This window comes from Leifsonia sp. McL0607 (assembly GCF_049993355.1).
Lineage (GTDB): Bacteria > Actinomycetota > Actinomycetes > Actinomycetales > Microbacteriaceae > Leifsonia.
The window spans coordinates 3,328,287-3,348,400 of sequence record NZ_CP188253.1 but is presented as its reverse complement, the minus strand read 5'-3'; the positions used below and the strand labels follow the sequence as shown (position 1 = coordinate 3,348,400).

The 20,114-nt window shown below is 69.6% G+C and carries 19 protein-coding genes; 10 read left to right on the top strand and 9 right to left on the bottom strand.

Going from position 1 to position 20,114, the window contains the following annotated elements:
- Positions 1–54 precede the first annotated feature (54 nt).
- The 3 genes from ACPPVW_RS16235 to ACPPVW_RS16225 form a co-directional block, all read right to left on the bottom strand.
- Complete coding sequence (locus tag ACPPVW_RS16235) at positions 55–1,128, bottom strand: FUSC family protein (protein WP_426624105.1); 1,074 nt, start codon at positions 1,126–1,128, stop codon at positions 55–57.
- Between the two features lie 32 nt (positions 1,129–1,160).
- A complete protein-coding gene (locus ACPPVW_RS16230) occupies positions 1,161–2,237 on the bottom strand; it encodes a winged helix DNA-binding domain-containing protein (protein WP_426624104.1) in 1,077 nt (358 codons plus the stop codon).
- 118 nt (positions 2,238–2,355) lie between these two features.
- Complete coding sequence (locus ACPPVW_RS16225) at positions 2,356–3,423, bottom strand: App1 family protein (RefSeq protein WP_426624103.1); 1,068 nt, start codon at positions 3,421–3,423, stop codon at positions 2,356–2,358.
- A gap of 205 nt (positions 3,424–3,628) precedes the next feature.
- Between ACPPVW_RS16225 and ACPPVW_RS16220 the strand changes: the two genes are divergently transcribed.
- From ACPPVW_RS16220 to ACPPVW_RS16200, 5 genes are all read left to right on the top strand, one after another.
- Positions 3,629–4,288 (top strand): TetR/AcrR family transcriptional regulator, encoded by a 660-nt coding sequence (locus tag ACPPVW_RS16220; RefSeq protein ID WP_426624102.1) that lies wholly within the window; start codon positions 3,629–3,631, stop codon positions 4,286–4,288.
- A gap of 221 nt (positions 4,289–4,509) precedes the next feature.
- The gene (locus ACPPVW_RS16215) at positions 4,510–5,421 is read left to right on the top strand and encodes an ABC transporter ATP-binding protein (RefSeq protein WP_426624101.1); all 912 of its coding nucleotides are present in this window, start codon (positions 4,510–4,512) and stop codon (positions 5,419–5,421) included.
- Positions 5,418–6,107, top strand: a complete 690-nt coding sequence (locus tag ACPPVW_RS16210; RefSeq protein WP_426624100.1) for an ABC transporter permease — start codon at positions 5,418–5,420, stop codon at positions 6,105–6,107. The genes ACPPVW_RS16215 and ACPPVW_RS16210 overlap by 4 nt, the downstream gene beginning before the upstream one ends.
- Positions 6,104–6,847, top strand: coding sequence for an ABC transporter permease (locus tag ACPPVW_RS16205; protein WP_426624099.1), 744 nt, complete (start codon positions 6,104–6,106; stop codon positions 6,845–6,847). The genes ACPPVW_RS16210 and ACPPVW_RS16205 overlap by 4 nt, the downstream gene beginning before the upstream one ends.
- A 39-nt stretch (positions 6,848–6,886) precedes the next feature.
- Positions 6,887–7,819, top strand: a complete 933-nt coding sequence (locus tag ACPPVW_RS16200) for an ABC transporter substrate-binding protein (protein ID WP_426624098.1) — start codon at positions 6,887–6,889, stop codon at positions 7,817–7,819.
- A gap of 75 nt (positions 7,820–7,894) precedes the next feature.
- Here ACPPVW_RS16200 and ACPPVW_RS16195 read toward each other — a convergent pair whose 3' ends face one another.
- From ACPPVW_RS16195 to ACPPVW_RS16175, 5 genes are all read right to left on the bottom strand, one after another.
- Positions 7,895–9,079, bottom strand: coding sequence for a Fic family protein (locus ACPPVW_RS16195; protein WP_426624097.1), 1,185 nt, complete (start codon positions 9,077–9,079; stop codon positions 7,895–7,897).
- Between the two features lie 87 nt (positions 9,080–9,166).
- Complete coding sequence (locus ACPPVW_RS16190; protein ID WP_426624096.1) at positions 9,167–9,811, bottom strand: DedA family protein; 645 nt, start codon at positions 9,809–9,811, stop codon at positions 9,167–9,169.
- Positions 9,808–10,398, bottom strand: coding sequence for a TetR/AcrR family transcriptional regulator (locus ACPPVW_RS16185; protein WP_426624095.1), 591 nt, complete (start codon positions 10,396–10,398; stop codon positions 9,808–9,810). Before ACPPVW_RS16185 ends, ACPPVW_RS16190 begins: the two co-directional genes overlap by 4 nt.
- A 42-nt stretch (positions 10,399–10,440) precedes the next feature.
- Positions 10,441–11,382 carry a M56 family metallopeptidase gene (locus tag ACPPVW_RS16180; protein ID WP_426624094.1) on the bottom strand — a complete coding sequence of 314 codons (942 nt, stop codon included), beginning with the start codon at positions 11,380–11,382 and terminating at the stop codon, positions 10,441–10,443.
- 5 nt (positions 11,383–11,387) lie between these two features.
- A complete protein-coding gene (locus tag ACPPVW_RS16175) occupies positions 11,388–11,753 on the bottom strand; it encodes a BlaI/MecI/CopY family transcriptional regulator (RefSeq protein WP_426624093.1) in 366 nt (121 codons plus the stop codon).
- Between the two features lie 95 nt (positions 11,754–11,848).
- On the opposite strand from ACPPVW_RS16175, the gene ACPPVW_RS16170 reads away from it, so the two are divergent.
- From ACPPVW_RS16170 to cydC, 4 genes are read left to right on the top strand one after another with little or no spacing between them, the layout of a single operon-like run.
- Positions 11,849–13,261, top strand: coding sequence for a cytochrome ubiquinol oxidase subunit I (locus ACPPVW_RS16170; RefSeq protein WP_426624092.1), 1,413 nt, complete (start codon positions 11,849–11,851; stop codon positions 13,259–13,261).
- A gap of 12 nt (positions 13,262–13,273) precedes the next feature.
- The gene (cydB, locus tag ACPPVW_RS16165) at positions 13,274–14,299 is read left to right on the top strand and encodes a cytochrome d ubiquinol oxidase subunit II (RefSeq protein WP_426624091.1); all 1,026 of its coding nucleotides are present in this window, start codon (positions 13,274–13,276) and stop codon (positions 14,297–14,299) included.
- A 1-nt stretch (position 14,300) separates the two neighbouring features.
- On the top strand, positions 14,301–15,929 hold the full coding sequence (cydD, locus tag ACPPVW_RS16160; protein WP_426624090.1) for a thiol reductant ABC exporter subunit CydD: 1,629 nt from the start codon (positions 14,301–14,303) through the stop codon (positions 15,927–15,929).
- 40 nt (positions 15,930–15,969) lie between these two features.
- Positions 15,970–17,667 (top strand): thiol reductant ABC exporter subunit CydC, encoded by a 1,698-nt coding sequence (gene cydC / locus ACPPVW_RS16155; protein WP_426624089.1) that lies wholly within the window; start codon positions 15,970–15,972, stop codon positions 17,665–17,667.
- Positions 17,668–17,755: 88 nt separating this feature from the next.
- On the opposite strand, the gene ACPPVW_RS16150 is transcribed toward cydC, so the two are convergent.
- Positions 17,756–18,541 carry an aminotransferase class IV gene (locus ACPPVW_RS16150; RefSeq protein ID WP_426624088.1) on the bottom strand — a complete coding sequence of 262 codons (786 nt, stop codon included), beginning with the start codon at positions 18,539–18,541 and terminating at the stop codon, positions 17,756–17,758.
- A gap of 81 nt (positions 18,542–18,622) precedes the next feature.
- On the opposite strand from ACPPVW_RS16150, the gene ACPPVW_RS16145 reads away from it, so the two are divergent.
- Entirely contained in the window at positions 18,623–20,068 is a 1,446-nt protein-coding gene (locus tag ACPPVW_RS16145) for an anthranilate synthase component I family protein (RefSeq protein ID WP_426624087.1), read from the top strand.
- Positions 20,069–20,114: the final 46 nt, after the last annotated feature.

Genomic DNA, 20,114 nt, shown 5'->3' with positions numbered 1-20,114 from the left:
CGAGTCGACGCGGCCGAGGCCGCTCACGCCGCCCGACCGGGCGGAGCGCGCGGCTCAGGCGGCGTCGTCGTCCCCGGTGATCTCAGCGTGGATGCGGCGCAGATCCTCCATCAGCGAGCCGATGAGCACCCAGTGGCGAGGGTTCGGGGTCGTGATGACGAGGGGCGCCGTCAGCACGGGGAGTCCCGCCGTCTCGGTGGTGGGCTCGACGATCGGCGCGTCGGGGTCGCGTGAGAGCAGTCGGAGATCGTGGACGGAGCGTTCGAGCTCGTCTGCGATCGCGGCGATGGTGGGCTCGTCGGCGAGGCTGTCGTCGTAGTGGTCGTGGAACGCGCGGGTCATGCCGAGCGAGCGCGTGATCAGGGGCCGCAGCCGGGCGAAGAGCTGCTCGTCGTGTTCGAGCACCGCGCGGTGGCGGAGCTGCCGCGGGTTGAGCGTGAGGCTCTCGTCGGCTGCCGTGAGCGCCGCCTCGGCCTTCTTCTCCATGGGGCGCAGCAGTCGCGCCTCGATCAGGAGGGCATCCCTCTCGCCGGGCGTTGACCGGCTCGTGAGCGCGTGCGCGAGCCGGTCGAGCGTCGCGGCGATCTCAGTGCCGAGCGCGAGGACGGACGTGCGCGCTGGGCCGGTGAGCACCGGAGGGACGACCGCGATGTTGACGATCACGCCGACCGCCGCCCCGAGGACCGTCTCGACGATCCGGGCCACGGCGTAATCCGGGTTGGTCGCGCCGAGCGAGAGCACGAGCATGACGCTGATCGGGACCTGGTTCGCGGTGCCCGGCGTGAGCTTGAGCGCCCAGGCCAGCAGCAGGGAGGCCACGAGGGCGAGGAGGACGATCCAGGTGTTGCTGCCGAACGCCAGACCGACGACGTAGGCGATCACCACGCCGAAGATCACCCCGATCGACCGTTCGATGGCTCGTCCGACGGACTGATTGACGCTCGGCTGAACGACCAGAAGGGCAGCGATGGCCGCGAACACCGGGAGCTCGCCCGGGAAGAGCAGGGTGGCGATGCCCCACGAGATGACCATCGCGGCGGCGGTCTTGGCCACCTGGAGGAAGGGAATCCGAGAGGAGGCCCGGATGTTCCCGGGTAGTTGGATCTTGACCGGGAACTTCGGAGCCACGTGACCAGAGTAGCCCGCCGCGCGCGCCTGCCTCAGACCGCGAAACGGCGGTAGGCCTCCGCCGAGAGTGCTGCCGCGCGCTGCTGCGTCGCCGTCAGCAGCACGAACGACTGGAGATCGACCGCGCCGTCGCCCCCGGGCCGGCGCCAGGTGCCCACAACGCGCCCGCGGGCGACGACCGTCGGCTGGAAGACGCCGTTGCCTCCCGGGACGATCCGGTTGAAGTGCTCGTCGTCGAGCACGGCCCGGCGATCCTGGTAGCCGAGCAGGTACTCGTCGAAGGCGGGGAGCAGGTGGACGGACTCCCGCTCTCTGCGGGTCTCAGGGGCGGAGGCGGCACGATCGGCGAGTTCCGCCGTCACGAGGTACGCGACGCCGTCGACCTCCAATCTCGACACGGCGTCGCCCAACACCGCCAGCCCGGTCTTGGCGCCGGCGACCGTCCCCTTCGTCCACCAGACGAAGTCCTTGATCGTGGCCGGCCCGTGGCCCTGCAGATAGCGCAGCAGGAATTCGCCACAAGCCTCGTCGGGCTCGAGCCGCCTCGACGTCGGCGCCCACTCGTCGAGCAGGACGAGCGACTGCTGCGTCCGGAGCGTCGGCCCCCAGCAGAGGACGCCGGTCTGGGCGAGGAAGTAGATGAGGTGGTAGCCGCGCTGGCCTGTCGTCGCGATGCCTGCGCGCTCCCAGAGCTCCATGACCTCCGCACGGCCGATGCTGCGGCCACCGGAGAGTGCCTCGGTGACCAGGTCGCGGGCGCGGACGAAGTCGGGGGCGTCGAGTTCCAGCTGCCGGTGACGCGCCGCGAGACCTGCGACCATCCGGGTGGTGGTCACGCCGAGCATCCAGCGGAGGTCCTCCGGTGGCACGAAGTGGAGGGTGCCCCGCATCGGCCAGGAGCGCACGATCCTGCCCGCGTCGAGATCGGCGAGCACGTCGGCTCGCGTCGCTTCCGTCGTGCGCAGCGCGAGCGCCCAACACGCGGCGGCGAAGTCTTGAGCCTGCACGGCGAGCAGCCGGCGCGCGACGTCGGCGGGCGTGGCCTCCCGGTCTCCGTCGATGCCGTGCGCGAGGCGGCGCATGCGGAGCAGGTCGGCGCGGGACGTCATGAGCCTAGTCTGGTGGAAACGGCCGACAGCCGTCGCGAACCGTCAGCCCCCGGGCGTGGGAGAGTGGGGCATCGGAGTGCCAGGGCGACGAGTGCCAGGGGATCGGAGTGCCAAGGCGTCAGGGGAGTAGGTCGAGATCGCGCAACTGATCGAGGAGCCCGGCGCCGTCGGGGGCGTAGACCCACGGCACTCCGGAGAGCTCGCTATGCTTCTCGGCCTTAGAACGGCCGCCGGCGAGCACTGCCTCGCCGTTCGAGAGCTGTCGGATGGCCACAGCTGCGACGTTGTCCGGGTGGGCCGTCGTGAACTCGCCGTAGAGGGCTTCGTCGTGCTGGCCGTCGTCGCCGACCAGCAGCCAGCGCAGGTCCGGGAACTCGTCTGCCAGCCGCGCGAGGCTGGTGCGCTTGTGCTCGCGGCCGGAGCGGAAGAAGCGGTCGTGCGTCGGGCCCCAGTCAGTGAGCAGCAGCGGGCCGGCGGGGAACAGGTTGCGCGAGAGGAAGCGGGTGAGGGTGGGGGCGACGTTCCAGGCTCCGGTGGAGAGGTAGATCACCGGGGCGCCGGGGTGCGCTGCCGCGAGCCGCTCGAGAAGAACGGACATCCCCGGTGTGGGTACGCGCGCGTGCTCATCGAGCACGAACGTGTTCCACGCGGCCAGCAACGGTCGGGGGAGAGCTGTGACCATGACCGTGTCGTCGACGTCGGAGATGATACCGAAGGTGGCCTTCGGGTCGACGATGTAGACGGGCGACTCGAACACACGCGCCGACTCCGGGGTGGTCAGCTTCACCGTGTGCCATCCCGGGGTGAGCTGCACGGGGATCACGGTGTCGATCACGCCCCCGCGGTCCGGCATGACCACGTGGCTGTCGCCCTCGACCTCGATCATGACGGGCACGTCTGCCACGGGCACGCTGATGAACGACCGCCAGCCCCGGATGGACTCCTCGCGCTTGCGGTGCTTGTGCTCCGCGCGGCTGCCCGGCCTGGGTTCCTGGGCCAGTACGACGCGGGCCAGGATGCGCACCCACGACGGCGCGCCGTAGCCGGTGTACGGCACGACGGTCGCGAGGAATTCGTGCTTGCGGGCACGGCGGGCGCGGAACTCATGAAACGCGTCCTCGACGCGCGCGGCGCGGTGCATGATCGGCTCGACGCTCGCGCCGCGCTTGGCTGGGGTGGCGGTCATAGAGGTACCAGTTTCTCATGGAGTGACCGTTCGACAGCACCCAGCCCCCAGATCTGGGGGCGAATCTTCGGTGTGTCTGAGCCTTTCCGAAGCAAAGGTGAGGTTTCCACGAATATGATCCCCACGTGAGCGTCGGTGGAGAAACCGTCGCCGGGCTGGGGACCCGCACGCGTATCGTGGATCACAGACAGAAGGAGTCATCCTCGTGCCCATCAACGACCTGGTCGCCGCACAGAACACCGTCGGAGCGCCGCTCGTGCGCACGGAGCCGATCCAGGAGCGGAGCGCCGCTCGGATCGACGCCCTGCTCGACGCCGCTGCCGGGGTGGTCGACGAGATCGGATTCGACCGGCTGACCACCGCGATGGTGGCCGATCGTGCCGGCGCGTCCATCGGCACGGTCTATCGCTACTTCCCGGACCGCATCGTCCTCCTGCAGGCGTTGCGCGACCGCGCGCTCCTGCGCTACCGGCAGTCGGTCGTCGCGGCCATCCACACCGAGAGCCCCGAGCACTGGTGGAACGCGGTGGAGTGCGCTATCGACGCGTTCGTCGCCATGTTCCGCACCGAGCCGGGATTCCGCATCATCCGCTTCACCGACGCCGAGCGCTCGGGACTGCCCGACGAAGAGGAGGTCGGGCGCACCGCGTCGTTCGCCTCCCAGTTCGCGGCGATCCTCTCGGAGGAGTTCAGCCTCCCTGCGGGCGAAGACCTCGCGTTCCGCCTCGAGATCGTCGTGGAGATCATGGACGGCCTCATCAACCGGGCCTTCCTCGACGACCCGATGGGCGACCCCCGCTACATCGATGAGGCGCGCACCGTGGCGCGGGAGTACCTGGAGCGGCGGTACGACCCGAAGGGCTGACGCCCGACGGGAACGTGCGCTGCGGGAATGTCGGTGGTACCCGACAGGGTTGTCTCATGACGCCTGGGTTTCCCGCCACAAACCGACCCGATTCGTTGCGAAACGGTCTTTTTCGTTGCGCTGTGGTGAAAACGCTGTTTGGGTGGAAACGACGGCCTGAGTATCGTGACCATGATGCTGTACCGACCGAGAGCGCCGTACCTACCGAGAATTGAGGGTCGATGATCGAGTTCCGCTCGGTGACGAAGCGGTTCCCCGACGGGACTGTCGCGGTCGACGACTTCTCGCTCGTGGTCCCGTCGCGCAAGATCACTGTCCTGGTGGGGTCGTCGGGCAGCGGCAAGACGACGATCCTGCGCATGGTCAACCGGATGATCGATGCGACCAGCGGCACCGTGTCAATCGACGGCGAAGACGTGCAGAGTCTCAGACCTGTGCACCTGCGCCGCCGCATCGGCTACGTGATGCAGAACTCCGGGTTGCTGCCACACCGCAAGGTCGTTGACAACATCGCGACTGTGCCGCTGCTCACGGGGGTGAAGAAGAAGGCCGCTCACGAGCGTGCTTTCGAGTTGATGGACACGGTCGGGCTCGAGCGGTCACTGGCCGACAAGTACCCCAGCCAGCTCTCCGGAGGCCAGCAGCAGCGCGTGGGCGTGGCCCGCGGTCTCGCCGTCGACCCGAACATCCTGCTGATGGACGAGCCGTTCGGCGCGGTCGACCCGATCGTGCGCGACGACCTCCAGAACGAGCTGCTGCGGTTGCAGCGCGAACTCGACAAGACCGTGCTGTTCGTGACGCACGACATCGACGAGGCGTTCCGGCTCGGCGACCAGGTGGTCATCTTCCGCAAGGGCGGGATCGTGGCGCAGAAGGGCACGCCGGCGCAGATCCTCGCGTCGCCCGCCGACGACTTCGTCGCGTCGTTCGTCGGCGCCGACCGCGGCAAGCGCGCACTGCACTTCGAGGACACCCCGGCCGGGTCGGTGCTCGTCGACAGCGAGGGGCGCGCAGCAGGCGTCCTCAGCGTCGAGCGGCCTCTATCCGAAGAAACAAAGGCCGCGGCGGTGTCCGTCGCGGGTGGTGCGGACGCCGTAACGCAGGGTGGCGCCCCTCCACGGCAGGCGCAGTGAACTTCCTGTGGTCGAACTTCGGCCCGGTCTGGAATCTCACGCTCTCCCACGTGTGGTTGAGCGCCATCCCCATCGTGGTCGGCTTCCTGGTGTCGCTGCCGATCGGCTGGGTGGCAAATCGCTATCGGGTGAGCCGTCCGGTTCTGCTGACGATCGGCGGCATCCTCTATGCGATCCCGTCGCTGCCGTTGTTCTTCGCGATGCCGGCGCTGATCGGCACGAAGATCCTCGATCCGGCGAACGTGGTCGTCGCCCTGAGCATCTACGCGGTCGCGCTGATGGTTCGCACGACGGCGGACGCGCTCGCGTCGGTGCCCGGTGACGTCGTCCAGTCCGCGACCGCGATCGGATTCTCGGCCTGGCGGAGGTTCTGGGCTGTCGAATTGCCGCTCGCCGGACCGGTCCTGCTCGCGGGCGTGCGCGTGGTGTCGGTCTCGACGGTCAGCCTCGTGAGCGTCGGCGCCCTCCTCGGCGTGCCGAACCTCGGACAGCTCTTCACGGACGGCCTCAACCGCTACTACCCGGAGGAGGTCGCGGTCGGCATCATCCTCATCATGGTCGTCGCTCTGGTGTTCGACCTCGTGCTCGTGCTGCTCGGCCGCCTGGTCCTGCCCTGGTCGCGGCTCGACCGACGCACCGTGCGACTGCGACGGTCCGCGGCGATGAAGGCGGTGGCCGGCGCATGACCGATTTCGTCGCCGCCTTCCAGTGGCTCTTCGATCCCGTCAACTGGGCCGGGCCCGGCGGCATCCCCGCGCGCGCCGGCGAGCACATCGTGTACACGCTGCTGACATTGCTGATCGCGAGCATCATCGCCCTGCCTGTCGGCTTCCTGATCGGGCACACCGGGAGGCTACGCGGGCTCGCGGTCGGTGTCTCCGGTGCGCTGCGCGCTCTCCCGACGCTGGGTCTCGTCGTCTACCTCGCGCTGATCATGGCGAACATCTCGATCGTCCCTCCGCTGATCGCGCTCACGATTCTGGCCATCCCGCCACTGCTCGCGGGCGCGTACTCCGGCCTGGAGTCGGTGAACCGGAGCACGATCGACGCCGCCCGCGCGATCGGCATGACCGAGTGGCAGATCTTCGCCAAGGTCGAACTGCCGCTGTCGCTCCCGCTCGTGCTCGGCGGCCTGCGGTCTGGCGCGCTCCAGGTCATCGCGACGTGGACCGTCGCGGCGATCCTGCCCGTCGGCGGGCTCGGGCGCTTCCTGTTCGACGGGCTGGCCGTTCAGAACTATCCGGAGATGCTCGGCGGCTCGATCGTCGTGGTCGTTCTGGCGCTCGTCGTCGACGGCCTGTTCGCCCTCACTCAGAAGCTGGTCGTTCCACGCGGCGTCGCGGCCGGCACGGTCCGCGCCGAGCGGGCGAAAGACCCGTGGCGCGTGTTCGGGCTCAGCGTTCCCGGGCGGCAGCCCAGTCCCTGACCCACCCAGGCCCATCGCACACAGAAGAGAGAGAATCACATGTTCGGATCCACGAAGGGCCGCATCGCGGCCGGCGTGCTCGCGGCGGGGGCGCTTCTGGCCCTCAGTGCGTGCTCGTCCGGCGGAGGCGGCGCGTTCAGCACCAGCGGCAGTTCCTCGTCCAGCGACAGCGTGACCATCGGCTCCGCCGCGTTCGGCGAGTCCGAGATCCTGATGCAGGTCTACGGCCAGGCTCTGGCCGCCAACGGCGTCAAGGTCAGCTACAAGCCGAGCATCGGCCAGCGCGACGTCTACCTGAAGGCGCTTCAGGACGGCTCGATCGACCTCATCCCCGAGTACTCGGGCAACCTGCTGCAGTTCTACGACAAGAACAGCACAGCGAGTTCGAGCGACGACGTGTACGCCGCCCTCAACGACGCCCTGCCGAAGGGCTACGAGGTGCTCGACCAGGCCAAGGCGCAGGACGCCGACGCCTACAACGTCACCAAGGAGTTCTCCGACAAGTACGGTGTCAAGAGCCTCGAAGACCTCAAGAAGGTGACGATCCCGCTGACCGTGGGCGCGAACCCCGAGTTCGCCACTCGCCCCTACGGCATCCCCGGGCTCAAGTCGACGTACGGCGTGACGGCGACGCTCAAGCCGATCAGCGACTCGGGCGGCCCGCTCACCGTCACCGCTCTGAAGAACGGCGACGTGCAGCTGGCCGACATCTACACGACGACTCCGGCCATCAAAGACAACGGCTTCGTCGTGCTGAAGGACCCGAAGAACCTGATTGCCGCGCAGAACATCCTTCCGCTGATCAACAGCAAGAAGGCCTCCGACACGGTCAAGTCGGTGCTCAACAAGGTCTCGGCCGAGCTGACCACGGACGACCTCATCGCGATGAACAGCGAGAACCAGGGCGCCAGCAAGACCCAGCCCGACGCCGTGGCGAAGAAGTGGCTGCAGGAGCACCCGATCAAGGTCTAGGTGTCTCGGAGGCCGCGCCTCCTCACCGCTCCGCGTGCGGCGGCTCGGGTGACTGGGTCGCCGCATCGATGGGGATCAGATCTTTTCCCGCCGCCCGGCACGTTTGGCGAAGCGGTCGATGGCGCCGAGGACTTCGTCGCTGCGCCAGAATGGCCCCAGTTGGTGCTCGGCTTCCGATGTGAGGATTCCGGCGTCGACGAGTGCGCGCATCGGCGGATAGACGTTGGGCTGCTGCACGCCGAGCTCGCTGGCTGCAGTGGCGGAATCGAGGACCGGTCGGCGGGTGAGGATGTCGAGAACGCGCCACGCGTTGCTGTCCCGTCTGGCGGTCAGCCGGTTATTCCAGCTGGCGCGCGTCTGATCGATTTCCTCGATGAGCTGCCTGGCGTTGCCGACGGCGCGCAGGGAAGCGTCTGCGAATGCCGTCACGATCGGGTTCACGTCCCCGGCTCGGTACGCCGTGAGCGCCCCATGGTATCCCTCGATGTCGGCGAGCAGTCCTGCCGACACCGGGACTGCGACACTGCGCGTCACTTCGCGGTGTCGGAGTAGCGCCTGCGCGAGCGCCCTGCCCGTTCGGCCGTTGCCATCGGTGAAGGGGTGGATCGTCTCGAACTGGGCGTGCGCGACAGCCACAGACACCAAAGCTGGTACATCCACCCTGTCCGCGAAGGCGACCAGGTCCTCGACCAGCGCAGGCACACGCTCGAACCCCGGTGCGATGAATTCGGCGCCGACCGGGCTGTCAGAACGGGTGCCGATCCATACCGCCTCCTGGCGGAACTCGCCGGGAGTGTGGCGGGGCTGGTTTGCCAGGAGCACAGCGTGCATGTGGAGGATCGCGTCCGAGCCGATTTGCTCGCTCAGGCCGATCGCGGCCTGAAGCGACCGGGTGTTCGCAGCGATCTGCTCGGCGTTGCGTCCTGCCTTCGCGCCCAGCTCGGCGCTGAATATCGCGCGAGCCGATGCCGTGAGGTTCTCGATCTGGGATGAGGATGCGGCCTCTGAGCGCAGCAGTACCGGCGCGAACGAGTTGACTCGTGTCCCCAGCTCCGCGTCGAACCGGCTCAGTTCCCGTGCCGCGTCGTCTGCCGCTGCCAGCACCGCTGGGTCGGGGGCAGGAGAGAGATCCCTGATCATCGGCGGGATCGAGGCGTTGTAGACCGCACGCTGGGCGCTCGATTCGGCACGCGCACCCCATGCTGTGCTGGATACCCAAACCCGCTGCTCCCACTCGAGCGGCCAGTTCACCGACGTCATAATGCCCGACACCTCCATTATGAGCTACCTGCTTAGCTCATAAACCTAGCAGGGTGCGTTATGAGATCGTGCGCGAGGCCCGCCTCCTCACTTCTCCGCATCCATGTGCGCTGCCTCCCGCTTCTGCAGCACCTTCTTCACCACGAACACCACCCCGACGAACACCGCGATCACGGCGACGAACACGTAGCCTGCCCAGTGCAGCTCCTGCGAGAGCTCGCGGAAGCTTCCGGCGGCGAGCGCGCCGACGCTGACGTAGGCGAACGCCCAGATCACGCAGGCGGGCGCCGTCCATGCCATGAACGTCTTGTAGCGCATGGGGCTCATGCCGACCGTCAGTGGGATGAGTGAGTGCAGCACGGGGAGGAAGCGCGACAGAAAGACCGCGATGCCGCCGCGCTTGGCGAGGTACGCCTCAGCGCGGTCGAAGTTCTGCTGGCCGAGCCGCTGACCGAGGCGGCTGGCCCGGATGCGCGGCCCGAAGAAGCGGCCGAGCGAGAAGCCGATCGACTCGCCGCACAGCGCGCCGACGATGACGGCGATCACGAGTGCGGCGTATTCGACCGGGCCCGAGACGGCGGTCGCCGCGACGAGGACGATCGTGTCGCCGGGGATGATCAGCCCGATGAGGATCGAGGTCTCCAGCATGATCCCGACGCCCGCGAGGAGGGTGCGGAGGACCGGATCGACGGACTGGACGACGTCGAGAATCCAGGTGAGCGCTTCGTTCACGATGCGGGTGCCGACCGGATCAGCGACCAGTACGCCTCGATGGCGTCGGCCATGTCGGCGCTCGGGTCGAGCATCCATTGCACCTGCATGCCGTCGGCGACGGCGACCGCCAGGCGCGCGAGGGTGCGCGGGTCGGCGTCGGCGCGGACGCGTCCGGCGTCCTGCTCGGCGCGGAGGTACTGCTCGAGGCCTCCGACGATCTGCGCGTAGCGCGAGACGAAGTAGTCGTGTCCCGGGTGCTCCGGGTCCGCCGCCTCCGCGGAGATGGTGGCGTAGAGCTGCACCAGGCCGGGCACCTCGGCGTTGTGCCGCACGATCCCGACGAACCCGTCGAACGCTCCGGTCCAGTCGGAGTCGAGGTCGCTGGCGGCGGAGTCGACCTCGTCGCGCTTGCGGAGCACCTCGGAGAACAGCTCCCCTTTCGACGAGAAGTGGTGGAGGAGGCCGGCCTGGCTGAGGCCGACCGAGTCTGCGATCTCGCGTAGGGAGGCCTTGCGGTAGCCTTTGTCGGCGAACACCTCCAAGGCGCGCGCGAGGATTTCCTCGCGTTTCGCGATCCCCTTGGCATATCCCCGTTTCTCTGGCATGGTTCCAGGCTAGTGGCAGGTTCCTGAGCCGCCCGTGACCGGTCAGCTCGTGAGTACGAGCACCGGCGGCACGATCACGAGCAGCACGATCGCGATGACGACGAGCAGGCGCAGACCGGTGCCCACTGGGCGATACCCCGTCGTGAGCCGCTCCTCGCGCGCGAGCAGCGCGGTGCGGCGCTGCTCCGGAGTACGCGGGTCCTTCGGCGCGCCGAGGGCGGCGCCGGCCGATCCCGTCGAGTCGACGATGCGGATGGCGTCGGCCAGGACCGCGTCTCCGGACGTGTGCCGGGCGGCATCGTCGGCGAGCATCTCCACGAGAAGGGCGACCGCGTCCTGCGCCCGGGTGGCGATCGGGAACCAGGGGAGTGCGCGCTTCCACGACCGGAAGGCGTCGAGCAGCAAGTGGTGCTTCTGGCGCAGGTGGGCGCGCTCGTGGGCGATCACGGCCTCCAGCTCGTCGGGCCTGAGGAGCTCGATCATGCCCTCGGAGAGCACCGTGACGCTACGCGCGCCCGGGAGGCAGTACGCCGCAGGGGCCGGATGGTCGATGATGCGCGTGGCCGGCTCGTCGGGCAGTGGCGAGCTGAGAAGGCGCAGCAGCTCCATGTGCCGGTGGCGCTGGCGTCGGCTGCGCACGGAGGTCAGGGCGAGGTTCAGCAGGAGGTGCGCGGTCAGCAGCACCGCCGCGCTGAGGAAGAAGGTGTGCAGCAGCGAGACGTCCGGCGGCAGCGGGCCGGCGAACAGCGACTCCGCGGCGCTGGAGACGCGGCTCGCCAGATCGTCGCCGAACGGCTCGAGGCCCGCGAGCAGGAGGGAGCCGATCATCGAGATGCCTCCGGCGAACGCGATCGACTGCCAGAGCGCGAGGGCGAGCACGGGGGCTGCGGCCGGCCACTTCGCGCGGGCGAGCAGGAGCGGCACCGGCCAGGCGAGGGCGACGGCGAGCACGCCGAGTGCGACGGCGGTCGAGTCGACGGACATCCCGGTCAGCTGCGGGCGTCGAGCAACCGGCGCAGCACCTGGGCCTCCGACTCGTCGACCGAGCCCACGAAGTAGGCGAGCGCCTCTGTGCGATCGGAGGAGGTCTCGAGCACTTCGCGCATCAGGTCGGCCACATGGCCGGCGCGGGTGAGGGTGGCGAAGTAGACGTGCGGGCGGGTGTCGCGGTCGCGGTCGACGAAGCCCTTCTGCTCGAGGCGGGAGAGCACGGTGAGCACTGTGGTGAGCGCCGGGGTCTTGCCGTCGGTTCGGGAGGCGGCTAGTTTGTCGCGCAATTCGTTGGCCGTGATGGGGGAGTCGCCCGACCAGAGGGCATCCATCACCGCTCGTTCGAGTTCTCCGAGATTCGCCACGTCCCCAGGGTAGCGCGACGAGGCTGTGAATGTTCTACACTCTGTAGAAGTAGCCGTTCTACGGACCGTAGAACGCGACCGGAAGGGTGGGCTGCGTGAACGAGATCCTCGATCCGCTGCTGCTGGCGCGCTGGCAGTTCGGACTCACGACTATCTATCACTTCCTGTTCGTCCCACTCACCATCGGCCTCGTGACCGTCGTCGCGATCTTCCAGACGGCCTGGTACCGCAGCGGCAAGGTCCACTATCTCCAGCTCACCCACCTCTTCGGCAAGCTGTTCCTGATCAATTTCGCGATGGGCGTGGTCACCGGCATCGTGCAGGAGTTCCAGTTCGGCATGAACTGGTCGAACTACTCGCGATTCGTCGGAGACATCTTCGGGGCGCCGCTCGCGCTGGAGGGCCTGCTGGCGTTCTTCCTGGAGGCGACGTTCATCGGGCTCTGGATCTTCGGCTGGGACAAACTCCCACGCGGCGCGCACCTGGCCTGCATCTGGATCGTCGCCGTCGGCTCCATCCTCTCGGCCTACTTCATCCTCGCCGCCAACGCGTTCATGCAGAACCCGGTCGGCTACAAGCTCGACCCGGCACGCGGCCGCGCCGAGCTGACCGACCTCTGGGCGGTGCTGACCAACAAAGTGGCGCTCGCGGCCTTCCCGCACACGATCTTCGGCTGCTTCATGGTCTCTGCGGGCCTGATCATCGCGGTCGCCGCCTGGCACCTCTCACGCAACCGCAACCTGGAGACCATGCGCCCCGCGCTGAAGTTCGGCCTCTGGATGATGGTCGTCGCCGGAGTCGGCAGCGTCGTCAGCGGAGACCAGCTCGGGCTCGCCATGGTGCAGACGCAGCCTATGAAGATGGCAGCGGCCGAGGCGCTCTACAGGACCTCGACGGGAGCGAACGCGTCGTTCTCGATCTTCACCCTCGGCACACCGGACGGCGTGCACGAGCTGTTCTCGATCCGCGTGCCCTACCTGCTGTCCTTCCTGTCCACCCACACGCTCGACGGCACGGTCGAAGGCATCAACGACCTCAACGCGCACTACCAGGACATCTTCGGCCCCGGCGACTACACCCCGATCATCTGGGTGACCTACTGGGCGTTCCGCTGGATGATCGGCCTCGGCCTCCTGCACGTGCTCGTCGCCGTGGTCGGTCTCTGGTTCACCCGCACGGGCCGCACGCCACCGTGGGCGTGGATGTGGAAGGTCGCGATCTGGGCGATGCCGCTCTCGCTCGCGGCCATGATCGTCGGCTGGATCTTCACCGAGATGGGCAGGCAACCCTGGATCGTCTTCAGCCTCATGAAGACGCAGGACGGCGTCTCACCCGGCACCACCGGGCTCGACGTCCTGATCTCGCTGCTCGCCTTCACCGCGGTCTACGGCACCCTGGCGGTCGTCGAGTTCAAGCTCATCAAACGCGCGGCGCAGAAGGGACCGGCCCCTGCCGAGGATCACCTCGACGACGAGGGCAAGCACGTCCCGGTCGCGACGGTGTACTAGGAGGAGACGGCAATGGATCTCACAGTTCTCTGGTTCGGCATCATCGGCTTCTTCTTCATCGGCTACTTCGTGCTCGACGGCTTCGACTTCGGCGTCGGGATGTCGCTGCCGTTCCTCGGCAGGGACGACACGGACCGGCGCGTCCTCATCAACACCATCGGGCCGGTCTGGGACCTCAATGAGACGTGGCTCATCGTCGGTGGCGCCGCCCTGTTCGCCGCCTTCCCGGAGTGGTACGCCACTCTCTTCAGCGGCTTCTACCTGGCGCTCCTGCTCATCCTCATCGCGCTCATCCTGCGCGGCGTGTCGTTCGAGTACCGCCACCAGCGACCGGAATCGCAGTGGAAGCGCCGGTTCGACGCGATGATCGTGATCGGCTCGGCGGTTCCTGCGCTGCTCTGGGGCGTCGCCTTCGCCAACATCGTCCAGGGCGTCGCACTCGACGCGCACCACGACTACACGGGGACGTTGTTCGACCTCCTGAACGGCTACGCACTGCTGGGCGGGCTGACCACGCTGCTGCTGTTCTTCACGCACGGGGCCGTGTTCGTCTCCCTGAAGACCGACGGCGACATCCGCCAGCGGGCACGGAGGCTCGCGACTCGTTCCGGCGTGCTCACGATCGTCGTCGCCGCGATCTTCCTCACCTGGACCGTGATCGCGCACTTCTCGGTCGCGCTCCTGCTGCTCGCGCTGCTCGCGGCCCTCGCGCTGGTGGCCTCCTGGGTCCTGAACCTGCGCGGCGCCGAAGGCTGGTCGTTCGGCTTCATGGCGGCCACGATCGCGCTCGCCGTGGCGGCGCTGTTCACGGCTCTGTTCCCGAACGTGATGCCGTCGGTGCCCAACCCGGAGCACAGCCTCACCGTCACGAACGCCTCCAGCTCAGAGACGACGCTGACGATCATGACCTGGGTCGCCGTGATCTTCCTCCCGCTGATCCTGCTCTACCAGGGCTTCACCTACTGGGTTTTCCGCAAACGGGTGACTCGGGCGCACATCCCGGACGACCACCCCGAACCCGAACCGGCAGCCGCCTGAGATGCGACCGCTCGATCCCCGCCTCCTCCGCTACGCGTCGGCCACCCGACGGACGCTGGCGACGGGTGCGCTCGTCACCCTGGCGCAGACCGCGGCCGTCGTCGCGTTCGCCTGGCTCGTCACGCAGCTGGTGGTGCGCGCGATCGCGGGTGCGCCCTTCGCCGAGCTGAGCGCGCTCTTCGCCGGCCTCGTCATCGTGGTCGTCGCGCGCGGCGCGCTGCTATGGCTCGCGGAGGCGGTGTCGGCGCGCGGAGGAGCGACAGTCGTCGGGCAGCTGCGCTCGCAGCTCGTGGAGGCGTTCGGCCGGCTCGGCCCGAGCGGTCTCGCGGGACGCGGCAGCGCGGAACTCACGCTCCTGGCCGGTCGCGGGATGGACGCCCTCGACGGCTGCTTCGCGCGCTACCTCCCTCAGCTGATCGCCACCGCGGTGTCGATGCCTCTGCTGGTGCTCGTGATCGGCTGGCAGGACCTGACCAGCGGGATCATCCTCGTGCTGACGCTGCCGCTCATCCCGGTGTTCATGGTGCTCGTCGGCTGGGCGACGCAGGCCGCGCAGAAGCGGCAGTGGACGGCGCTTTCGGCGCTCTCGACAGGCTTCCTCGATGTCGTCGCCGGCCTGCCGACCCTCACGCTGTTCGGCCGGCAGCACCGTCAGGAGGCGCGCATCCGCCAGGTGAGCGAGGAGTACCGCTCACGCACTATGAAGGTGCTGCGGATGGCCTTCCTCTCGGGATTCGTGCTCGAGCTCGCCGCCAGCCTTTCGGTCGCGCTCATCGCCGTGGCGATCGGCCTGCGGCTGCTGGGCGGCTCGCTCGATCTGTCGGTGGGACTCTTCGTGCTGCTGCTGGCGCCCGAGGCGTTCCTGCCGCTGCGGAACGTGGGCGCCGCCTACCACGCCGCGACCGAGGGGATGGAGGCGGCGGCCAACGCGTTCGAGGTGCTCGATGCCGCGAGCGGTGTCTCTTCCGAGGCTGCGGTCGCCGCCGTGGACGCGCCCGGGTTGGTGTTCACCGACATCAGTGTCGCGTACGAGGGGCGGGAGGTCGTGTCCGGGTTCTTCGCGCAGATGCCTCCCGGCACGCTCGCCGTGCTGAGCGCGCCGAGCGGTGCGGGAAAGTCGAGCCTGGTGGACGCAGCGCTCGGGTTCGTGGCCCACGGCGGACGGATCGCGGCCGGCGGACGAGAGGACGGTGCAGGACGTCGCGACGCGATCGCCTGGGCGGGCCAGCGACCGGGCCTGCTTGCCGGGACCATCGGCGAGAACGTGGCGCTCGGCGATCCGGCCCCGTCTGCTCGCGGTGTCGCGGATGCTCTGAGGGCTGCGGCGGCCGCCGAGCTGTCGCCCGACCTCGTGGTGGGTGCCGGCGGTGCAGGGCTGTCCGGCGGGCAGGCACAACGGGTGGCTGTGGCTCGAGCTCTGTATCGTCTGGGATCGCGGTCGTGTCCGGTGCTGATCCTCGACGAGCCGACCTCCGCCCTCGACGCGTCGACCGAGGGCGAGCTCGTGGCCTCCCTGCGCCGGATCGCCGACAGCGGCGTCGCCGTACTCGTGATCAGTCACCGGGAGGCCGTGGTCGCCGCGGCCGACCTGATTCTGGAGACGGGGGTGCTGTCCGATGCCGCTCGCTGAACGCGCCCGACCGCAATCGGCGCAGACTCCGGAGGACCGGATGCAGACCCGGCGAATCCTCCGACTCGCCCTGCCGCCCGCTCGCACGCTGTGGGTGGCGATCGCTTTCGGCGCGCTGAGCGGCGCCTGTGCCGTGGCGCTGCTCGGCGTGTCCGCGTGGCTGATCACGCGCGCGGCGGAGCAGCCCGCCCTCATGTACATCTCGATGGCGGTGGTCGGGGTGCGCGCCTTCGCCCTCGGACGGGCGTTCTTCCGCTACCTGGAGCGACTGGCGGGCCACGATGCGGCGTTCGCGCGCCTCGGCGCCATCCGGACGGACCTGTTCGCGCGCCTGGTCCCGCTGGGGCCCGACGGCATCGGCGCGCGGCGCGATGCGGGTGGCCGGCGTGGCGAGAGCGCGCGCGGCGGCGAGCTGCTCGCGCGGCTGGCGGACGACGTCGACGAGCTGCCCGATTTCGCGCTGCGGGTCGTCCAGCCTCTGGTCTCTGGCGGCATCGTCGTGCTGGCCAGTGTCGTCGCGGCGTTCCTGTTCCTGCCCGCCGCCGGGATCGCTCTGCTGGTGACGTTGACGGCCGCGCTCGTCGTCGGCACGCTGGTGAACCGGTGGGCAGCGGGAGCCTCCGAGCGGCGGATCGCACCGCTGCGCGCCGCCGTGTCGGCGGCTGTGAACGACCTGGTGACGAATGTGGAGGTGCTCATCGCGTTCGACGGACTGGCAACGGCCGGCGAGCGCGTGCGTTCCGCGGGGGCGCGTTTGACCGCGGCGATGCGCACCCGTGCCACGGGTCTCGGCCTGACCGCCGGCGCCGTGTCGCTGCTCGCGGGTGCCGCGACGCTGCTCGCCCTTGCGGGCGGCATCCCCGCTCTGCAGGAAGGTCGTCTCGACGGCCCATCGCTGGCTGTGGTCGCCCTGCTCCCGCTCGCGGTCTTCGAGGTGTTCGGCTCGCTGCCGCTGGCGTTCGGTGCGTGGAGGCGCGTGCGCGCCAGTGCGGAACGGATCGCCGCCACAGCACCGGCGACGGTGCCGGACGGTGTCCCGGTGGACAGGGCCTCTGCGACCGCGCTCCACGTGACGAGCGTTCCCGACCTCCGGGTGCGTCTGAAGAGCGCGCACTGGCCGGGTTCATCGTCACCGGTCCTCCGGGATGTCGCCTTCGAGCTGCGCGCGGGCGAGCGGGTGGTCCTCACCGGTTCGACTGGAGCGGGCAAGACGGCGCTGGCGCATGTGCTGACCCGCTTCCTCGACCTCGACGGCTCCTACACGATCGACGGCGCCGACGTGCGGAGCGTCCGGCAGGACGATGTGCGTCGCGTCGTCGGGCTGGTGGAGCAGCAGCCGTACCTGTTCGACTCGGACCTGCGGCAGAACCTGCTCTTCGCGCGCGAGACCGCCACCGACGAGGAATTGCTGGCCGTGCTCGAGCGCGTGGGCCTGGGGGAGTGGACGCGCTCACGCGGTGGGCTGGACACGCCGGTCGGCGAGCGAGGCGCCCTCGTCTCGGGAGGCCAGGCCCAGCGCATCGCGCTCGCCCGCGCCCTGCTGGCCGACTTCCCGGTACTCGTCGTCGACGAGCCGACGGCCAACGTGGACGCAGCCGTCGCCGACCGGATCGTGCGCGACATCCTCCGCACGGCTGCGGACGACGGCCGCACGGTCCTCCTGATCTCGCACACCGACGTCCCCGACGACCTGCTCACGCGCCGCCTCCACCTGGAGGCCGGCACGCTGGTCGCGTGAGTCGGCAGCGCCATCCAGTTGGCAGGACACGCCGCCACCGCGGCCGCTCACGCGGCGTGTCCTGCCAACTCGTTTGTGCGCGCCGCGCTCAGCGGAGCGGCCGCGCGAGCGCGCCGAAACGCGCGCGCCATGCGGCGGTGCGCGCCGGGTCGTGGCCGAGCGCGGGCCCGTCGACCCACACGGTGACGTCGCGGATCCCGTGCAGCGCGTTGACCGCCCACAGGGTCGCGCCCTCGAGTTCGGAGGGCCGAACCGACTCCTCTTCGACGGGCACGCCGAGCGCCGCGGCGATGCCGCGCACCGTCCTCGCCGACACGCTGTCGACCCGCGCGAGCTCGAAGGGAGGCGCGCACAGCGTCTCGCCGCGCCACCAGAGGAGTGCCGTGGTCGTTCCGTCGCAGACGCGGCCATCGTCGAGCAAGACGGCCTCCTGCGCACCATCGCGTTGCGCACGCTGGCGGAGGACGTCGAGACGGTCGATGTCCGGTCCTTTGAGGTGCGGCATCCGCCGCGGGTCCGTCGTCGCCGTCGCGACGACCAGATCAGTGCCGAGCGGTGGAGCCGTCCGCAGCCGGAAGCGGAGCCGCAGCGCGTCGCGTGCGCGCACGAGCTCGAACCGCGGGAACCAGAGGCCGGAGTCGGGCAGAAGCGCGAGGCCGGCGTCCCAGAAGGCGTCCAGCGCGGCGCGGTCGGCGAGGCCCTGCAGCGACGCGGTCTCGACGAACCGCTCCCGGTGCAACCCGAGCGCGAGCGCTCGACCAGAGGCGACGAGGAACGAGTCAGCGGCGAGCAGTTCGGCCTCCACGACCTCGCAGTCGTCGCGCACGACGAGCACGCCCGCCGCCCAGTCGTAGATGGTGGCTGTCGCATCCATCCGCCCAGGCTAGTGCAGCGCGCGGAGGCGCCCGGAACCGGGCACGTTCGGCGCCGTCCCGCCCTGGTGCAGACTGGTGCAGTGCTCCTCCCGCCCCGCACGCACCGCCTCGACACCGTCGTCGACCCGGCCGACGCGTTCGTCGCGCTCCTCGGCGACGGCGGCCTCGACGCCGTCTGGCTCGACGCCGGGCCTGGCGCCGAGAGCGGCCGCAGCTTCCTCGGCACGGGGACGCGCATCATCACCGCCTCCGTCGCCGACGGCGCCGTCACGGACACCGACGCCGCCGTCACCGACCGCATTGTCAGCGACGGCACCCGCACCCAGGAGGCCGCGATCCTGGCGGTTCTTCACGCTCTCACCGCAGCGAAAGCCGACACCAGCGGCTTTCCGCTCGGCTGGGCGGGCTGGCTCGGCTACGAAGCCGGAGCCGCGGCGTTGGGCGTGCCGTACCACCCCGGCCCGGGCGCGGACGCGGCTTTCCTCCTCGTCGACCGGCTGATCGCGTTCGACCATGCCGACGGCTCGGTCACGGTCGTCGACGCCACGACCGACGACGACGGCTGGCTTGCACAGGCCACCGCAACGCTCGAGAAGGCCGCAGGAGCCGCCGACGCCTATCTGGATGCCCACCCCGTCGCCGATGCGGACGAAGCCGTGGAGGTCTCCTGGCGCCACGACGACCGCACCTATCTCGCCATGATCGCCGCCTGCCAGGAGGCCATCCGCGCCGGCGACGCCTACCAGCTCTGCCTGACCAACACAGCGACGGCCCGCACCGGCGCGGACCCGCTCGCCGTCCACCTCCGGCTGCGCCGCCGCAGCCCCTCCCATCACGCGGGCTTTCTGAGGATCGCCGGCGAGACCCTGGTGAGCTCGTCGCCCGAGCAGTTCCTGCTCGTGACGGCCGACGGTTCCATACGCACCAAACCCGTCAAGGGCACCCGGCCGCGCGGCACGACCCTCGCCGACGACCTCCGCCTCCGCGTCGAGCTGGAGGCCAGCGAGAAGGAGCGCGCCGAGAACGTCATGATCGTCGACCTCATGCGCAACGACCTCGGGCGGGTGAGTGCGACCGGCAGTGTGAGCGTTCGCCACCTGCTGGAGGTCGAGAGCTACGCGCAGGTCCATCAGCTCGTCAGCACGGTCGAGGGGAGGCTGCGGCCGGGGCTCACCGCGGTCGACGCGCTGGCCGCCGCGTTCCCGGCCGGATCGATGACGGGCGCCCCGAAACTCTCGGCGATGCGCATTCTCGCCGGCCTCGAAGGCGGCCCGCGCGGCGTCTATGCAGGCTGCTTCGGAGTTCTCGCCGCCGACGGCTCCGCCGACCTCGCCATGGTGATCCGCAGCCTGCGGTTCCGCGACGGCACCGTCACGGTCGGCGCGGGCGGCGGCATCACCGCGCTGTCGGTGCCGGAGGAGGAGCTGGACGAAGTGCGCGTGAAGGCCGACGCCCTCCTCCGAGCCGCCGGACTGCGAGCTCCCGGCCGCCTCCCAGGGAACGGATCGGAAGGCGCGAACGTTTAGTACCCTGGAAGCTCGGGCCGCGCGCCCGACGTCTTCTCGCCGCGAG